This is a genomic window from Sphaerisporangium rubeum, from assembly GCF_014207705.1.
GTDB lineage: Bacteria > Actinomycetota > Actinomycetes > Streptosporangiales > Streptosporangiaceae > Sphaerisporangium > Sphaerisporangium rubeum.
In genome coordinates this window covers 2,758,131-2,773,071 of record NZ_JACHIU010000001.1, presented here as the reverse complement: position 1 = coordinate 2,773,071, position 14,941 = coordinate 2,758,131, and the positions used below count along the sequence as shown (strand labels likewise).

The 14,941-nt window shown below is 71.6% G+C and carries 14 protein-coding genes; 4 read left to right on the top strand and 10 right to left on the bottom strand.

From position 1 onward, the window contains the following. Nucleotides 1–13 precede the first annotated feature (13 nt). Nucleotides 14–1,234, bottom strand: a complete 1,221-nt coding sequence (locus BJ992_RS11865) for an ABC transporter ATP-binding protein (RefSeq protein ID WP_184980392.1) — start codon at nucleotides 1,232–1,234, stop codon at nucleotides 14–16. Between the two features lie 166 nt (nucleotides 1,235–1,400). Here BJ992_RS11865 and BJ992_RS11860 point away from each other — a divergent pair, with 166 nt between their 5' ends. Both BJ992_RS11860 and BJ992_RS34240 read left to right on the top strand, forming a co-directional pair. After that, the gene (locus BJ992_RS11860) at nucleotides 1,401–2,399 is read left to right on the top strand and encodes a LacI family DNA-binding transcriptional regulator (protein WP_184980391.1); all 999 of its coding nucleotides are present in this window, start codon (nucleotides 1,401–1,403) and stop codon (nucleotides 2,397–2,399) included. A 478-nt stretch (nucleotides 2,400–2,877) separates the two neighbouring features. Beyond that, nucleotides 2,878–3,831, top strand: coding sequence for a lytic transglycosylase domain-containing protein (locus tag BJ992_RS34240; protein WP_221474775.1), 954 nt, complete (start codon nucleotides 2,878–2,880; stop codon nucleotides 3,829–3,831). Nucleotides 3,832–3,854: 23 nt separating this feature from the next. Here BJ992_RS34240 and BJ992_RS11850 read toward each other — a convergent pair whose 3' ends face one another. Further along, nucleotides 3,855–4,487 (bottom strand): TetR/AcrR family transcriptional regulator C-terminal domain-containing protein, encoded by a 633-nt coding sequence (locus BJ992_RS11850; protein WP_184980389.1) that lies wholly within the window; start codon nucleotides 4,485–4,487, stop codon nucleotides 3,855–3,857. Between the two features lie 93 nt (nucleotides 4,488–4,580). On the opposite strand from BJ992_RS11850, the gene BJ992_RS11845 reads away from it, so the two are divergent. Next, entirely contained in the window at nucleotides 4,581–5,726 is a 1,146-nt protein-coding gene (locus BJ992_RS11845) for a diiron oxygenase (RefSeq protein WP_184980387.1), read from the top strand. On the opposite strand, the gene BJ992_RS11840 is transcribed toward BJ992_RS11845, so the two are convergent. The 5 genes from BJ992_RS11840 to BJ992_RS11820 are packed head-to-tail and all read right to left on the bottom strand — an operon-like array spanning nucleotide 5,723 to nucleotide 10,115. Then, a complete protein-coding gene (locus BJ992_RS11840; RefSeq protein ID WP_184980385.1) occupies nucleotides 5,723–6,046 on the bottom strand; it encodes a DUF202 domain-containing protein in 324 nt (107 codons plus the stop codon). The genes BJ992_RS11845 and BJ992_RS11840 overlap by 4 nt on opposite strands. Further along, entirely contained in the window at nucleotides 6,043–6,381 is a 339-nt protein-coding gene (locus BJ992_RS11835; protein WP_184980384.1) for a YidH family protein, read from the bottom strand. The genes BJ992_RS11840 and BJ992_RS11835 overlap by 4 nt, the downstream gene beginning before the upstream one ends. Nucleotides 6,382–6,436: 55 nt before the next feature. Further along, a complete protein-coding gene (locus BJ992_RS11830) occupies nucleotides 6,437–6,811 on the bottom strand; it encodes a hypothetical protein (RefSeq protein ID WP_184980382.1) in 375 nt (124 codons plus the stop codon). Between the two features lie 43 nt (nucleotides 6,812–6,854). Continuing rightward, nucleotides 6,855–8,453: a Na+/H+ antiporter gene (locus BJ992_RS11825; protein WP_184980380.1), complete on the bottom strand. Its 1,599-nt coding sequence runs from the start codon at nucleotides 8,451–8,453 to the stop codon at nucleotides 6,855–6,857. Between the two features lie 45 nt (nucleotides 8,454–8,498). After that, nucleotides 8,499–10,115, bottom strand: coding sequence for a hypothetical protein (locus BJ992_RS11820; protein WP_184980378.1), 1,617 nt, complete (start codon nucleotides 10,113–10,115; stop codon nucleotides 8,499–8,501). A 407-nt stretch (nucleotides 10,116–10,522) separates the two neighbouring features. Between BJ992_RS11820 and BJ992_RS11815 the strand changes: the two genes are divergently transcribed. Continuing rightward, nucleotides 10,523–12,655: an ATP-dependent DNA helicase gene (locus tag BJ992_RS11815; RefSeq protein ID WP_246497180.1), complete on the top strand. Its 2,133-nt coding sequence runs from the start codon at nucleotides 10,523–10,525 to the stop codon at nucleotides 12,653–12,655. Between the two features lie 42 nt (nucleotides 12,656–12,697). On the opposite strand, the gene aroQ is transcribed toward BJ992_RS11815, so the two are convergent. The 3 genes from aroQ to BJ992_RS11800 all read right to left on the bottom strand — a co-directional run bounded on the left by aroQ (nucleotide 12,698) and on the right by BJ992_RS11800 (nucleotide 14,912). Then, nucleotides 12,698–13,132, bottom strand: coding sequence for a type II 3-dehydroquinate dehydratase (aroQ, locus tag BJ992_RS11810; RefSeq protein WP_184980374.1), 435 nt, complete (start codon nucleotides 13,130–13,132; stop codon nucleotides 12,698–12,700). 52 nt (nucleotides 13,133–13,184) lie between these two features. After that, entirely contained in the window at nucleotides 13,185–14,261 is a 1,077-nt protein-coding gene (gene aroB, locus BJ992_RS11805; RefSeq protein WP_184980372.1) for a 3-dehydroquinate synthase, read from the bottom strand. Nucleotides 14,262–14,405: 144 nt separating this feature from the next. After that, on the bottom strand, nucleotides 14,406–14,912 hold the full coding sequence (locus BJ992_RS11800) for a shikimate kinase (RefSeq protein WP_184980369.1): 507 nt from the start codon (nucleotides 14,910–14,912) through the stop codon (nucleotides 14,406–14,408). Nucleotides 14,913–14,941: the final 29 nt, after the last annotated feature.

Here is a 14,941-nt window from a genome sequence, read left to right as displayed (position 1 = left end):
AGGAGCGGGTCGGTCAGCGCGTCAGGTTCGCCGGGTGGCCGATGGACAGGCCCGAGTCGGTGTCGAAGAAGTGGAGGTTGTGGGTGTCCACCACCAGGTCGACGTTCTGGCCGGGACGGACGTGGCTGCGGGAGTTCACCCGGGCCGTCCACAGGGACTTGTCGCCGACCAGCGGGAGCGCGGCCTCCTCGTCCTCGCCGTGGTCGGCGGCGGCCACCGTGTCGCGGTGCTCGACCGGCGGCGCGTCGATGAGGAACAGCACGTTGATCTCGCTGCCGAGCTCCTCGGTGACCTCCGCGCGGGCCGGGATGCGGGCCCAGCCGGCCGAGTGGCCGTTGGCGGAACCGGAGTCCTCGAAGTCGGAGGGGCGGATGCCGAGGATGATCTTCTTGCCGAGGTACTGGTCGAGGCCCGGCTTCTCGCTGAACGTCGAGTCGGGCACCGGCAGGTTGTGGCCGGCGAACGACACGGCGGGGCCGGCGTCGGAGCGGACCAGCTCGGCGGTGACGAGGTTCATGGACGGCGAGCCCATGAAGCCGGCGACGAAGAGGTTGACCGGGTTCTCGAAGAGGTTCTGCGGGGTGTCGACCTGCTGCAGCACACCGTCGCGCAGCACGCAGACCCGGTCGCCGAGGGTCATGGCCTCGACCTGGTCGTGGGTGACGTACACGGTGGTGACGCCGAGGCGCTCGTGCATCTGGTTGAGCGAGGCGCGCATCGAGACACGCAGCTTGGCGTCGAGGTTGGACAGCGGCTCGTCCATGAGGAAGGCCTGCGGCTCACGCACGATGGCGCGGCCCATGGCGACACGCTGACGCTGACCACCGGACAGCGCGGCGGGCTTGCGCTTGAGGTACTGGTCGAGGCCGAGCATCTTGGCGGCCTCCTGGACGCGCTTGCCGATCTCGGCCTTCGGCATCTTGCGGAGCTTGAGGCCGAAGGCGAGGTTCTCCTCGACCGTCATGTGCGGGTACAGCGCGTAGTTCTGGAACACCATCGCGATGTCGCGGTCCTTCGGCGGCAGGTGGTTGACCACGCGGTCACCGATGGAGATCTCGCCGCCGCTGATGTCCTCAAGACCGGCGATCATGCGCAGCGCGGTCGACTTGCCGCACCCGGAGGGGCCGACCAGGACCATGAACTCGCCATCCTGGATGTCCAGGTTGAGGCCGTTCACGGCTTTCACACCGCCCGCATAGATCTTGTCTACGTTGCGGAGAACGATTGATGCCATGACAGTCCTTCGTGCGTCCGGTTCGCCGCCGGAAATGGATACGTTTTCATGAATCTCACCGGAACCGGACATCCCTGTCAAGCCCTTGCGAAATAGTGGCTCATCACACGGTCAGGAGAGGCGCACCGGCTGGCCTCGCGGTGGAAAACATGATGGAATCGTTTCCATGAACCCCAGCGGCCGTCGCCGTACGACGATCAAGGACGTGGCCGAGGCCGCCGCCGTCGGCGTGGCCACCGCGTCCCGCGTGCTGTCCGGCACCGGATCGGCGAGCGCCACCACCAGGGAGCGGGTGCTCGCCGCCGCGGCACGGCTCGACTACCGGCCGAGCGCGCTCGGCCGCAACCTGCGGCGGCAGCACACCGGAGGCATCGGCCTGCTGCTGCCGGACATCACCGACGCCTTCTACAGCCGCCTCGCCGACGGCGTGCTGGCGTGCGCGCAGTCCGCCGGGGAACCGGTGATGATCGGCATCACCGGCGACGACCCCGAGCGCGAGGCCGAGCTGATCGGCTCGCTGCTGGAGCAGAGCGTGGAACGCGTCATCGCCGTCCCGTGCGGCGACGGCGAGATGTGGGGACCCGCCTTCCGCGCCGGCCTCGGGGTCGTCTTCGTCGAACGCCGCGCCGCGGGCCGCGACGACGTCCCCACCGTGCTGGCCGACGACCGCTCCGGCGTCCGCGTCGCCGTGGAGTACCTCATCGGCCTCGGCCACCGCCGCATCGCCTTCCTGGCACGCCATGGCCAGTCGCAGCGCGTGCGCGCCTACCGGGAGGCGCTGGCCTCCCTCGGCATGCAGGTGGACGAGGAGCTCATCGCACGCGCGCACGCCACCCGCGACTCGGCCTACGCCGCCGCGTCCGGCCTGTTCCAGCACCGGCCCGACCTGACCGCCGTCCTCGCCGGAGGCAACATGCTCGGCGAGGTCGCCTTCCTCGCGGCACGCGAACTCGACCTGCGCGTCCCGAGAGACCTCTCCTTGATCATGTTCGACGACGTCCCCTGGGCCGAGCTGTGCTCCCCCCCGCTGACCGTCATCTCCCAGCCGCCGCAGGACATGGGCTACCGCGCCGCCGAACTCGTCCTGCGGGAGTCGCGCCGGCCCCGCACCGTGACGCTCCCCACGGAACTGATCATCCGGGGAAGCTGCGCACCCCGCCGCTGAACCGGGACAAAAACCCTGCGACGGCCCGTCGCGGGGGTTCCGCGTGGCCTCGACGCGCCGGGCCCGCGACAGCGCACCGGCTGATTTTTCCGGCATGTTCGGAACCAAACGTCAAGGTCACCGGAATTCTTCGTCAGATCGCGATCATGTCACGTACGAGGCGGGCCAACAGGGGCTCGCGGGACGGCAGAGATGTGCCGCCGTGATCGCAAACAAGTGTCCGCGGCGTGTCCCCGGTCGCGGCGCGAGGGCCGGGACGCCGTTAGAAACCGCCGTAGGACCCGTCGCGGCGCCGTCCGGGAGGCGCGGGAGAAGCGTCTCTCCAGAATCCGGACCGGCCACGCGGACGCCTCGCGCGCACGCCATGCGCGCGGGGATGTGGCGGCCCGCCTTCGTGGTGGACCGCGCTTCCGCACGCGACCCGACGAATAGGACCGATTTGGAGAGAACCCGCGCTTTCCGCAGCGCAGTAGTGGTCGTGATCGCTGCCGCCGCCCTGCACGGGGGCGCCGGCACGGCACAGGCCCTGATCGCCGGCGACGCGGAGGCCGTCAACGGCCCGGCCGAGCCGCTCATACCCGGCCGCGGCGGCCTCGCCGCCGCCACCCTCCCGTACGGCGCCGCCGTGAAGGCGCACGCCGACCCGGGCAGGGCTCTCGAACTCACCGGCCCGCCGATCGGCATGAGGGCCGGCCTGAGACTCCGGCCGGAGAAGGCCCCGGCCGCCACACCGCGAGCAGGACGGACCGCGCGGACCACCGCGACGGCGAGAACCGCTCCCACGCGCACCGGCACCACCAGAGCCCGGACCGCGAAGATCGCGAGGGCCGCCACGACCACGAACGCGGCGCGGACCGCGCGGGTCACGGAGGCCATGCGCACCGCACAGGCCTGGACGGCGGCACACACCGCACGGGCCTCGAAAGCGGCACACACCACGCCGACCGCGACGACGGTGCATCTCGCACGTATCGCGAGAACCGTGCGCACCGCGAACGCCGCGAAGTCGGCGAGAACCGCGAGGACGGCGAGAACCGTCAGGTCACTGCGGGCCCTGAGGGCTCAGCGGGCCGCGCGGATCGCGAGGGCCGCCGCGCGGCGCCACGTACGCAGGCTGGCGCGCGCTCCGCAGGGCAGGAACAAGGTGATCGCCTACCGGCTGGTCGCCCAGCGGGACTGGCCGCTCGCGCAGTTCCGCTGCCTGGACAGCCTGTGGACCAGGGAGAGCGGCTGGAACCACCGCGCGCAGAACCCGTCGTCCGGCGCCTACGGCATCCCGCAGGCCCTGCCGGGCAACAAGATGGTCGGCGTCGGACAGGACTGGCGCGTCAACCCCATCACCCAGATCCGGTGGGGACTGAAGTACATCAAGGGCCGCTACGGCAACCCGTGCGGCGCCTGGGGCCACTTCAGGTCGCACAACTGGTACTGAGCATGGCGCGGGGAGCGTCCGGGTCACCCCCGGGCGCCCCTGTGTTCCTCCAGGCGCACCGCGATCGCGTTGACCAGCAGGTCGAGGCCGTACTCGAACGTCTCCTCGTGGTCGTAGGACGCGAAGAAGCCCGCCATGGCCCCCGTCTCGGGGAACAGCACCGGGTCCACGTCGGTGGCCCGCGGCGCCGGGGTGATCGCCGGGGTCACCCCCACCTCACGCAGCAGCGACCCCACGATGAACGCGATGAAGGTGCGCAGCACGTGCACCGCGTCCTGTGCGTCGAACCCGGCGTCCCGCAGCGTCGCGAGGGCCCGTTCCACCGGCAGCAGTCCCGCCGTCGACTGCATCTGCCGGCTCACCACGACCATGGTGGAGCGCGGGTAGTGGTGCGCGATCTGCCGGAAGGCCCTCGCCTGGCTGCGCACCCGCTCGGTCCAGTGCGCGCCGGGGTCGTCGGTGAAGGCGAGCTGCGACAGCACCGTCTCGGCCACCGCGTCGAGCAGCGCGGCCTTGCTCGGCACGTGGTTGTACAGCGACATCACGCCGACGCCGAGACCGGCCGCGATCCTGCGCATCGAGATCGCGTCGGCGCCTTCCCGCTCGATCAGGTCGATGGCGGCGCCGACGATACGGGAACGGGAAAGAGGCGGCATAAGGATCATTCTCTCCTGGCCGATTGACGTACGTACAGCGTACGTGTCACCCTCCAGATGTACGTACGGTGTACGTCCCGACGGAGGCCCCCCGTGTCGACCCATGAGCTCTACACCATCCCCGCCGAGCTCTCCACGTGGGACGTGGAGATGGCCGGTTCCTCCCGCTTCACGTGGGAGTACGACGACGGCCGCGACCGCATGCTCGCCCTGTACCAGAAGGGCAAGGACAAGCAGTGGGACTCGGTCAAGCGCATCGACTGGGGCATCGAGGTCGACCCGTACGACGTGCTCGGCATCCCCGACCAGGCCATCGCCATCTACAACACGCCGCTGTGGCACCGCATGGACGAACAGCAGCGCAAGGAGGTCAGGCGGCACGGCGCGGCCTGGCAGTTCTCGCAGTTCCTGCACGGCGAGCAGGGGGCCATGATCTGCTCGGCGCGCATCGTGGAGTCCGTCCCCGACCTGGACGCCAAGTTCTACGCCGCCACGCAGACCATGGACGAGGCACGGCACGCCGAGACGTACGCGCGCTTCCTCAAGGAGAAGGTCGGCATCGCGTACCCGATCAACCCGTACCTGAAGTCCCTGCTGGACGACACGCTGAGCGACTCGCGCTGGGACATGCCGTACCTCGGCATGCAGGTGCTCATCGAGGGCCTCGCGCTCGCCGCGTTCGGCGTCATGCGCGACATCACCGACAAACCGCTGCCGAAGCAGATCCTCGCGTACGTCATGCAGGACGAGGCGCGGCACGTCGCGTTCGGCCGCATGGCGCTGCGCGACTACTACAAGAACCTCACCGACGCCGAGCGCCGCGAGCGTGAGGACTTCGTCATCGAGGGCTGCTACCTCATGCGCGACCGCCTGCGCGGCGTCGAACAGTGGGAGAACCTCGGCCTGTCGCCGCAGGAGGTGCGGCAGGCGCTGGCGGCCACCGACGAGTCGCAATACTTCCAGTTGTTCCGCTCGCTGCTGTTCAGCCGCATCGTGCCGTGCGTCAAGGACATCGGCCTGTGGAGCGAGCGCCTGCAGAAGGCCTACGCCGACATGGGGGTCCTGGAGATGGCGGGGCAGAACCTCGACGCGCTCATGCGCCAGGACGAGGAGATCGCCGAGAAGCTCGACGTGGAGCGCTTCGCCGCCGAGGAGGCCGAACGCGCCGAAGAGGTCGCCGCCACCATCTCCCTCGGCACAGGCTCCCTCGGCACGGGAGAGGACCCCGCGCGGCGCTAGCCGGCGAGCAGCGCCAGCAGCAGGGCCCCCGTGGCGACCGCCAGCGTGCCGAGCCAGGCGAACACCGCGTCGAGGCGTACGTCCGGCGGCGGGCCGTCGCCGCACCGCTCGGCCTGGCGGTGCCGCACGCGCGCACGGGCCAGCAGCACCGCGCCGCACAGCGCGGCGAGCACGAACGGCGCCGCCGCGCGGCCCTCGTGGAACCGCCGTCCCGCCGCGCCCGCGGCCAGCAGCCCGCCTGCCGCGAGCGCCACACCGGTACGGATCCACGCGAGCAGCGTGCGCTCACGATGCAGCCCCGGCGTGGGGTCCGCCGTCATCGGGCCACCACGATGAGCACCAGCGCCAGCGCCGCCACCAGCGCGACGCCGTACCCGAACACCGGCGCGAGGGCCAGCGCGGGGATCGGCGCGCGGCGGCGCAGCGCGGTCTGCACCCGCCGCCACCGGGGGTAGGCGAGCGCCGCCGCCAGCGTGGCGAGCAGCGCCAGCACCACGGCCACCGCGACCCGTACCCAGGAGACGAACACCTCGCGCGGCACCGCCGCCATCGCGACACCGGCGGCGCTCAGGGCCAGCGAGGTGCTCAGCCAGGTGAGGAACGTGCGCTCGTTGGCCAGCGTGAACCGGGGGTCGGGCTCGCTCTCCTCGTCCATGCCGGCAACGCTAATTCGCTGGCAATCCCCCTAGAGAAATCGGGGTACGCGCAGGTCAGGTGCACTCCTCGGCGACGGTCCTGAGCGCCTGCGCGGCGTCGGTGGCGACCTTCTGCGCGGCCTGCGCGGCGTCGGCGGCGTTGTTGACGTCCAGCTTGCCGATGCTGTCGGCGAGCTTCTGCAGCGCCTCGTTCAACGTGGTGTTGCCGGCCTTGTCCGCCACGTCCTCCAGCTTGGTGGCGCCGTCCCGCAAGGCCTTCTCCATGGCCTCCGGGTCGTTGACCAGGCTGCCGACCTTGGCCGCCGTGTCACTGATGACCTTGTTGGCCTCGATGCAGCCCTGGGCCTTGTCCAGCGAGCTGCACCCGGTGACCAGGACCACGGCGGCGACAGCGGAGACGGCGAAAGCGGCACGGGGGAGGAATCGCATGCCCCGACCCTAGCCAACCCCGGCGCGGCGCGCGGCGGGCCGCTCAGTCGCGGGCCAGGCTCGCCTCCTCGTAGTCGAGCTCACGGGTGACCCGCCGCAGCACCTCGTCGTCGATGCGGCGCTCGTCGCGCATGCGGACCAGCACCTCGCGCTCGGCCTCCAGCATGGCCCGCCGCAGCCGGCGGTACAGCGCGCTCGGCGTCTCCTCGCCGTCCTGGCCGACGCCGCCGCCGAGCCGTTCCCACGCACCCATCGCGCGGCGCTCGGCGAGGGTGCGCAGCCGGTCGACCACCTCGGCGTGGGTCTCCGGCACGCCGTCGGCGGTCAGCTCGTCCAGTCTCGCCAGCGCCGCGGTCGCCGCGGCCTGCTGCGCGGCGGCCTCCGCCAGGTTGTCGCGGTAGACGTCCTGGTCGCCGGACACACCGAGCCTGCGCACGACCATCGGGAACGTCAGGCCCTGCACCAGCAGCGTGCCGATCACGGCGGTGAAGGTGAGGAAGAGCAGCAGGTCGCGCTCAGGGAAGCCCTCCGGCAGCGCGAAGGCCGCGGCCAGGGACACCACACCCCGCATGCCGGCCCAGCTGATCACCGTGACGTGGGCCATCACGCGCTTCGGCCGCGCCTCGCGGGACTTCCCCGACAGCAACGGCAGATAGGTCGTGGCCGCCGTCCAGACGAACCGCGCCAGCACCAGCGCGGCGAACACCGCGATCGCGTACCACGCGAGCCGCCAGGGGTTCTCACCGCCGAGGCCCTGCAGGATCAGCGGCAGTTGCAGGCCGATCAGCAGGAACACGACGACTTCGAGGAAGAAGTCGAGCACCTTCCACACCGAGTGCGACACCAGCCGCGTGCCGTACCCGACGCGGTTCATGCGGTGGCCGAGGTAGACGCCGACCACCACCACCGACAGCACACCGGACGCGTGCACCGCCTCGGCCGCCAGGTACGCCGCGAACGGCAGCATCAGCGACACCGTGTTGGTGATCAGCGGATCGCGCACCCGGAGGAACATGCGTGCCGACAGCCGCGCCAGCACGTACCCGATGACCAGCCCCGCACCCGCCGCGTACAGGAAACGTCCGGCCCCGATGAGGAGGCTGAACCCCTCCCCCGCCGCGGCCGCCACCGCGACCCGGTAGGCGGTGAGCGCGGTGGCGTCGTTGAAGAGACTCTCCCCCAGCAGGATCGTCATCATCTTGCGCGGCAGCCCGAACCGCCGCGCCACCGCCACCGCCGCCACGGCGTCCGGCGGCGCCACGATCGCGCCGAGCGCGAACGCCGCCGCCAGCGGCATCTCCGGCACCAGCAGCCGCACCAGCACCGCCACCACGGCCGCGCTGAACAGGACCAGGCCGACCGACAGCAACCCGACGGACCGGCTCACGTCGCGCAGCCGCAGATAGCTGCTCTCCAGCGCCGCCGAGTACAGCAACGGCGGCAGGAACACCAGCAGCACGACCTCAGGGTCGAGGTCGTACCGCGGGCCCCCCGGGAAGAACGTGGACATCACATAGGACGCCGTCAGCCCGACGAGCACCAGCAGAAGCGGCGCCGGCCAGCCCCGCCACCGGGCCAGCCCCGCCACCGCGACGGCGCCGGCGGCCGGCACCAGGAGCTGGAGCTCCATGTAGAGATTCATCGACGGTCAGGATACGTCCCCCGCGTCAGGCGGAGATCCCGGCCGTCACCAGTCGCGGGACTTCTCCCTGGAGTAGGGACGGTCGTCGGCGTAGCCGGGGTGGTCCTCGGGGCGGACGCGCTCGCCGGTGCTGTACATCGGCTCGTGGACGTACGGCCGGGAGAGCTGCGGGTCGGTGGAGTCAGGCGAGGGGCCCATGGAGCCGAGGCCGAGCGGGTCGGCGGGGTCCACCTGCGACTGCGGGGGGACGCGTGGCGGGTAGGAGGGGTCGGCGGGCCTCGTGGGGTCGTACGGCAGGGAGTCGTTGACGATCATGTTCTCGCGGGGGACGGCGTCCCCGTGGCGCGCGCCGCCGTACTCGGCCGCCGGGGGGTAGTCGGGCTGCGGGGGGTAGCCGGGACCGCCGTACGCGGGTGCGTAGCCCTGGTGCGCGCCGTAGCCGGGGGTGGCCGGGGGGGTGGCCGCCGGGGGGACGCGGTAGTCGGAGCCGTACTCCGGTGCGGGGGTGTAGGCGGCCGGCGTGTGGCGCCGGGTCGTCTCGAAGTCGGCCGGCTCGCCGTACTCGTTGCCGTAGCCGGGGGTGTAGCCCGGGGAGGCGCCGTAGGCGGGGGCGGGCTCGTACTCGGGTGCGTTGCGGTAGTCCGGGGGGGCCGAGTAGTCGAGCGGCGGGGCCGTGTAGTCGCCGTGGGGCTCCAGCGGCCGGCCGAAGCCCTCGGGTTCCGGCCTCTCGGCCGGGTTGCCGTACGTGCGTGAGGAGCTGTAGCCGCCGTACTCCCCGGTGGGGGGCTCGGCGTAACCGGCCGCGGGGGCCTCGCCGTAACCGGCGGCCGGCGCGTCACCGTACCCGGGGGCTTCGCCGTACCCGGCCGCGGAGGCGTCGCCGTACCCCGCCGCGGGAGCCTCGCCGTACCCGGCCGCGGAGGCCGTGGCGTACCGCGCGGCGGCACCGTGGTCGCCGGGGGCCGCGCGGCGGCCGGTGCGAGGCGGCTCCGGAAGGGTGAAGCCGTCCGGCGGGGTGAAGTCGGGATGGGCCAGGTGCTCGGCAGGCGTGCCGTGGTCGGCGGCGATCGGCTCGGCGGCGGACGGCCACTGCGCGGCGGGACGCTCACGCGGACGGTCGTCCGGCGGGTAGGGAGCGTCGTGCGGCTGGTAGGCCGGCGGCGGCACGGCCTGCGCGCCGGTGCTCGGCATCGGCGGCTGGTGCGCCGGTGCGCCGTGGGACGCGACGAGCCGGTCGGCAGCGGGAGCGCCGCCACGGGCCACCAGCACGTCGTTCGGGCCGAGGCCGGGCCCCGGGGCCTGCTCGCGCGGCGGCCTGGCGTACTGGCCGGTGCCGGGGTACTCGGGATGGTCGGCGTACTCGGCGGGACCGTCGTGCTCGGCGTCCTCGCCGTCGTACTCCTCGCCGTCGTCGGCGTAGTCCTCCTGTGGATAACCGTCCTCGGCGTACTGACCGCCGACCTGGCTGTAGCCGTCGTCGAGGGTGTCGAGCAGACGGCCGACGTCCTCCATGGGCATGCGGAAACTGGCGGTGCACATCTCGCCTCGCCAGAGGCTGAGGACGAGGGTCCCTTCGTGCCAGGTCACGCGGAGCACACGCTCCTGACCTCGCGCGTCGAAGAACACCTCACCGAAGGATGGCAGTGGGACAACTTCCGACATGGCAGACATCGAACTATGACCAGCCTTTATTCGTCCACTAGACCTCAGGAAACACTACCGAACCGTACGTATCACCGACCATGGCTCATCAGTGTGGCCCTCCTCGCACCTTCCCCCCACCCCGGGGGCACGCGAAACGGCAGATCGTCGTCGACCCCCAGGACCCGGCCACGCCAGTGTGCCATGCCGATCGCCGCCTGGGTTCCGGAATGCCGAGATGGACCCGTATCGCCCAGGCGGGCCGTCGTCCACAACCCGGCACGGCGACCCTCCGTGGACGGGTAGCGTTTCATGCCGTGCTCGACGACTTCCACCGCGCGTCAGACGACGCCGCCGGCGACACCGACGACCTCGGCCACTTCGACGACGCAGAGGAGCATGAGGACGACCTCCCCTCGGTCGAACAGCTGCTGAGCGCGGCCGTCACCGGGCTCGGCGGCGCCGAGCGGCCAGGTCAGGTCAAGATGGCCCAGGCGGTGCGCCACGCCATCGAGCACGACGAGCACCTCGCCGTGCAGGCCGGCACCGGCACCGGCAAGTCCCTCGCCTATCTCGTCCCCGCGCTGCGGCACGCCATCGAGTCCGACAGCGCGGTCGTGGTCTCCACCGCCACCATCGCGTTGCAACGGCAGCTCGTGGACCGCGATCTCCCCCGTCTGGCGCAGTCCCTGGCCGACCACCTCCCCCATGAGCCACAGTTCGCCATCCTCAAGGGAAGACGGAACTATCTCTGCCGCCACAAGGCCACCGCCGGGTGGGCCGACGACGAGGAAGAAGGCCTGTTCGACCCGCGCGACATCAGCCTCACCGGCCGCATGGTGCAGCGCATCCAGGAATGGGCCGAGGAGACCGAGACCGGCGACCGTGACGAGCTCGTACCCGGCGTCAACGAGCAGGCGTGGCGGCAGTTCTCCGTGAGCGCGCGCGAGTGCCTCGGCGCGCAGCGCTGCCCGAGCGGCGCCGAGTGCTTCGCCGAGCTGGCCAGGGAGCGTGCCGGGCAGGTCGACGTGGTCGTCACCAACCACGCGTTGCTCGCCATCGACGCCATGGAGGACTTCGCGGTGCTCCCCGACCACGACGTCGTCGTGGTCGACGAGGCCCACGAGCTGGTCGACCGGGTCACATCCGTCGTCACCGACGAGCTGTCCGACGTGTCGGTGTCCACCGCGGTCCGCCGGGTGGGCCGGCTCATCGAGCAGGCCGTGGCCGACCGGCTCCAGGAGGCCGGCGAGGACCTCAAGGCCCTGCTCGCCGTGGCGCCGTCCGGCCGTCTCGACACACTTCCCGGCGTACTCGGCGTCACCCTCGGGGTGATCCGCGACGCCGCCTTCACGTGCATCACGGCGCTCGGCTCGCGCGGCGCCGACCGCGACGACCCCGAGCGCGCCGGCCTGCGCAAGGCCGCCTTCACGGCGCTCGACGAGATCCACGACACCGCCGTCCGCATCCTCGACGCCTTCGGCGGCGACTCCGAGATCGACCGCGCCGAAGTCGTCTGGCTGGAAGCCGCCACCGACCGCCGTCCCGCCACCCTGCGGGTAGCACCCCTGACGGTGGCAGGCATGCTCCGCGCCAAACTCTTCGCCGACCGCACCGTCATCCTCACCAGCGCCACCCTCGCCCTCGGCGGCGCCTTCGACGCCATGGCCCGCCAATGGGGCCTCGGCCCCTCCACCCCCGACGGCCCCGCCCCCGAGACCACCGCCCCTGACGAGACCACACGAACCCCCGGCTCCGACGGCACCGCAGAGACCACCGGCTCCGGCACGTCCGTGGGAACCACCGGCTCCGGCACGTCCGTGGGAACCGCCGGCTCCGGCAGGGCCACGGAGACCACCGGATCCGGTAAGGCCGCGGATGCGCCACAGCACAAGGGCTGGACCGGCCTCGATGTCGGCTCGCCGTTCGACCACGCACGCAGCGGCATCCTGTACCTCGCACGTCACCTGCCTCAACCCGGCCGCGACGGACTGCCTCAGGCCTACCTCGACGAGATGGCCGAGCTCATCGAAGCCGCCGGCGGCCGCACCCTCGGCCTGTTCTCCTCCATGCGCGCCGCCAAGGCCGCCACCGAGGCCCTGCGCGACCGCATCGGCGTCCCCCTGCTGTGCCAGGGTGACGACTCCACGTCCCAGCTCGTCCAGCGTTTCGCCGACGACCCCGCCACCTGCCTGTTCGGCACCCTGTCACTCTGGCAAGGCGTAGACGTCCCCGGCCCCTCCCTGAGCCTCGTCATCATCGACCGCATCCCCTTCCCCCGCCCCGACGACCCTTTGGCCTCGGCCCGCCAGCGCCACGTGGCCGCCAAAGGCGGCAACGGCTTCATGTCCGTGGCCGCCACCCACGCCGCCCTCCTCCTGGCCCAAGGCGCCGGCCGCCTCCTGCGCTCCCACACCGACAAAGGCGTGATCGCCGTCCTCGACCCCCGCCTCGCCACCGCCAGATACGCCCCCTTCCTCCGAGCCTCCCTCCCCCCCTTCTGGACCACCGACGACCCGGCCAAGGTCCGAGCCGCCCTCCGCCGCCTCACCACCGCCTGACCGAACCCCGTCCACCCGGCCCACCCACAGGACCGGAAGCGGTCAGGCGGTCAGGTCCGCGACGGCCCGGAGTGCCAGTTCGTACGAGCGGAGGCCGAAGCCGGCGATGGTGCCGGTGGCGACGGCCGCGACCACCGAGGTGTGGCGGAACTCCTCACGTGCGGCGGGGTTGGAGATGTGCACCTCGATCAGTGGCGCGGTGCGTTGTGCGATGGCGTCGCGCAACGCGTACGAGTAGTGGGTGAACGCCGCCGGGTTGAGGACCACCGGCAGGCGCTTGTCGGCCGCCTCGTGGAGCCAGCCCACCAGTTCGGCCTCGTCGTCGGTCTGGCGGACGTCGACGTCGAGGCCCAGCTCGGCGCCGGCCTTGCGGCACATCGCGGCGAGGTCCTCCAGGGTCTCCGCGCCGTAGACGTCCGGCTCGCGCGTACCCAGGCGAGACAGGTTGGGGCCGTTCAGGACCAGCACCGCCCTCATGCCACTCTCTCCTTAGCTTCGAAGGGCCCGGCCGTGCGGGCCCGCGACGAGGTCACCGGGCGATCTTGCGGTAGGCCTCTTCGAGGAGCTCCTCGGGGGGGTCCTCCAGGCGGGTGACCTTGGCGACGTCGTCCAGGATGACGAAACGGCGGCGGGTGCCGCGGTTCTTCTTGTCCACCCGCATGTGGTCGCGCAGCTCGGGCCAGGCGTCGTGGCGGTACGCCGTGGGGAGGCCCACGGCGGCGAGGATGTCGCGGGTGCGCTGCACCAGGGACAGCGGAGCGTGGCCGGACAGGTGGGACAGCTCGGCGGCGTAGACCATGCCGATGGCCACAGCCTCGCCGTGACGCATGCGGTAGTCCTCCACACGCTCGATGGCGTGAGCCAGGGTGTGACCGTAGTTGAGGGTCTCGCGGACACCGGACTCACGCAGGTCGGCCCCGACGACGTCGGCCTTGACCTGGATCTTGCGCTCGATCAGCGCACGCGTGTGCCGGCCCTCGGGGAGGCGCGCGCCTTCGGGGTCGTCCTCGATCAGCAGCAGGATCGTGGGGTCGGCGATGAACCCCCCCTTGATGACCTCGGCCAGGCCGCCGACGTAGTCGTCCCGTGGCACCGAGACCAAGGTGGCGAGGTCGCACAGCACGCCGGACGGCGGGTGGAACGACCCGACGAGGTTCTTGCCTTCGGGGGTGTTGATGCCGGTCTTGCCGCCGACGGCGGCGTCCACCATGCCGAGCAGCGTGGTCGGCACCTGGACAACCTTGACACCACGCAGCCACGTGGCCGCGGCGAACCCGGCGAGATCGGTCGTGGCGCCGCCGCCGACCCCCACCACCGCGTCGGACCGGGTGACGCCGTACCGGCCGAACGCCGACCACAGCTCCGCCGCCACGTCCACCGACTTGGCCCGCTCACCGTCCGGCACCGGAAGCGCCACCACCGAGTACCCCGCCGACTCGATCGCGCCGCAGACCGGCCGCGAGATCTCCGGCAGACCGGCCGGGTGGACCACCGCCACCGTACGGACCTCGTCACCGAGCAGCCCCGGCAGCTCCGCGAGCACCCCCGTGCCGACGACCACGTCGTACGGACGCTCGCCTTTGACCGTGATACGTGTACTCGTCACGACGACAGCCCTTCGACCCTCTCATCCGCGACCACGACCGAGACACGACCGACCGTGCCATACGTGCTCGTCACCACGACAGCCCTTCGACGATCTCGTCCGCGATCACGACCAGGACGCGCGTGACCGTGACAGGTGTGCTCGTCACGACGGCAACCCCTTGACGATCTCGTCGGCGATCTCGGCCGGGTCGCGGTCGTCGGTGGCCACCGTGAGCGAGGCCAGCGACTCGTACACGGGACGGCGCTCCTCCATGAGCTGCTTGAGCCGGCTGCGGGGATTGAGCACCAGCAACGGACGGGCCGACCCGAGCCCCACGCGCTTCACCGCGTCCGACAGCCCCACCTGGAGGTACACGATGAAATGTCCGATAAGCAGCTCGCGGGTCGCCGGGTCGAGCACCGCGCCACCGCCGAGGGACACCACACCGTCATGCTCGGCCAGCGCGTCGCGCACCGCCGTGGCCTCCAGCTCGCGGAACCGCTCCTCACCGTCGTCGACGAAGATGTCGGACACCGCCTTACCGGCCACCGCCTCGACATCGGCATCGGTGTCACGGAACCCCACCCCGAGACGCTCGGCCACCGCGCGGCCGACCGTGGACTTCCCCGACCCCGGCGGGCCGATCAGCACAGCCTTCGGACTCGTCACTTGATCACCACCGAACGGACACGCGGACA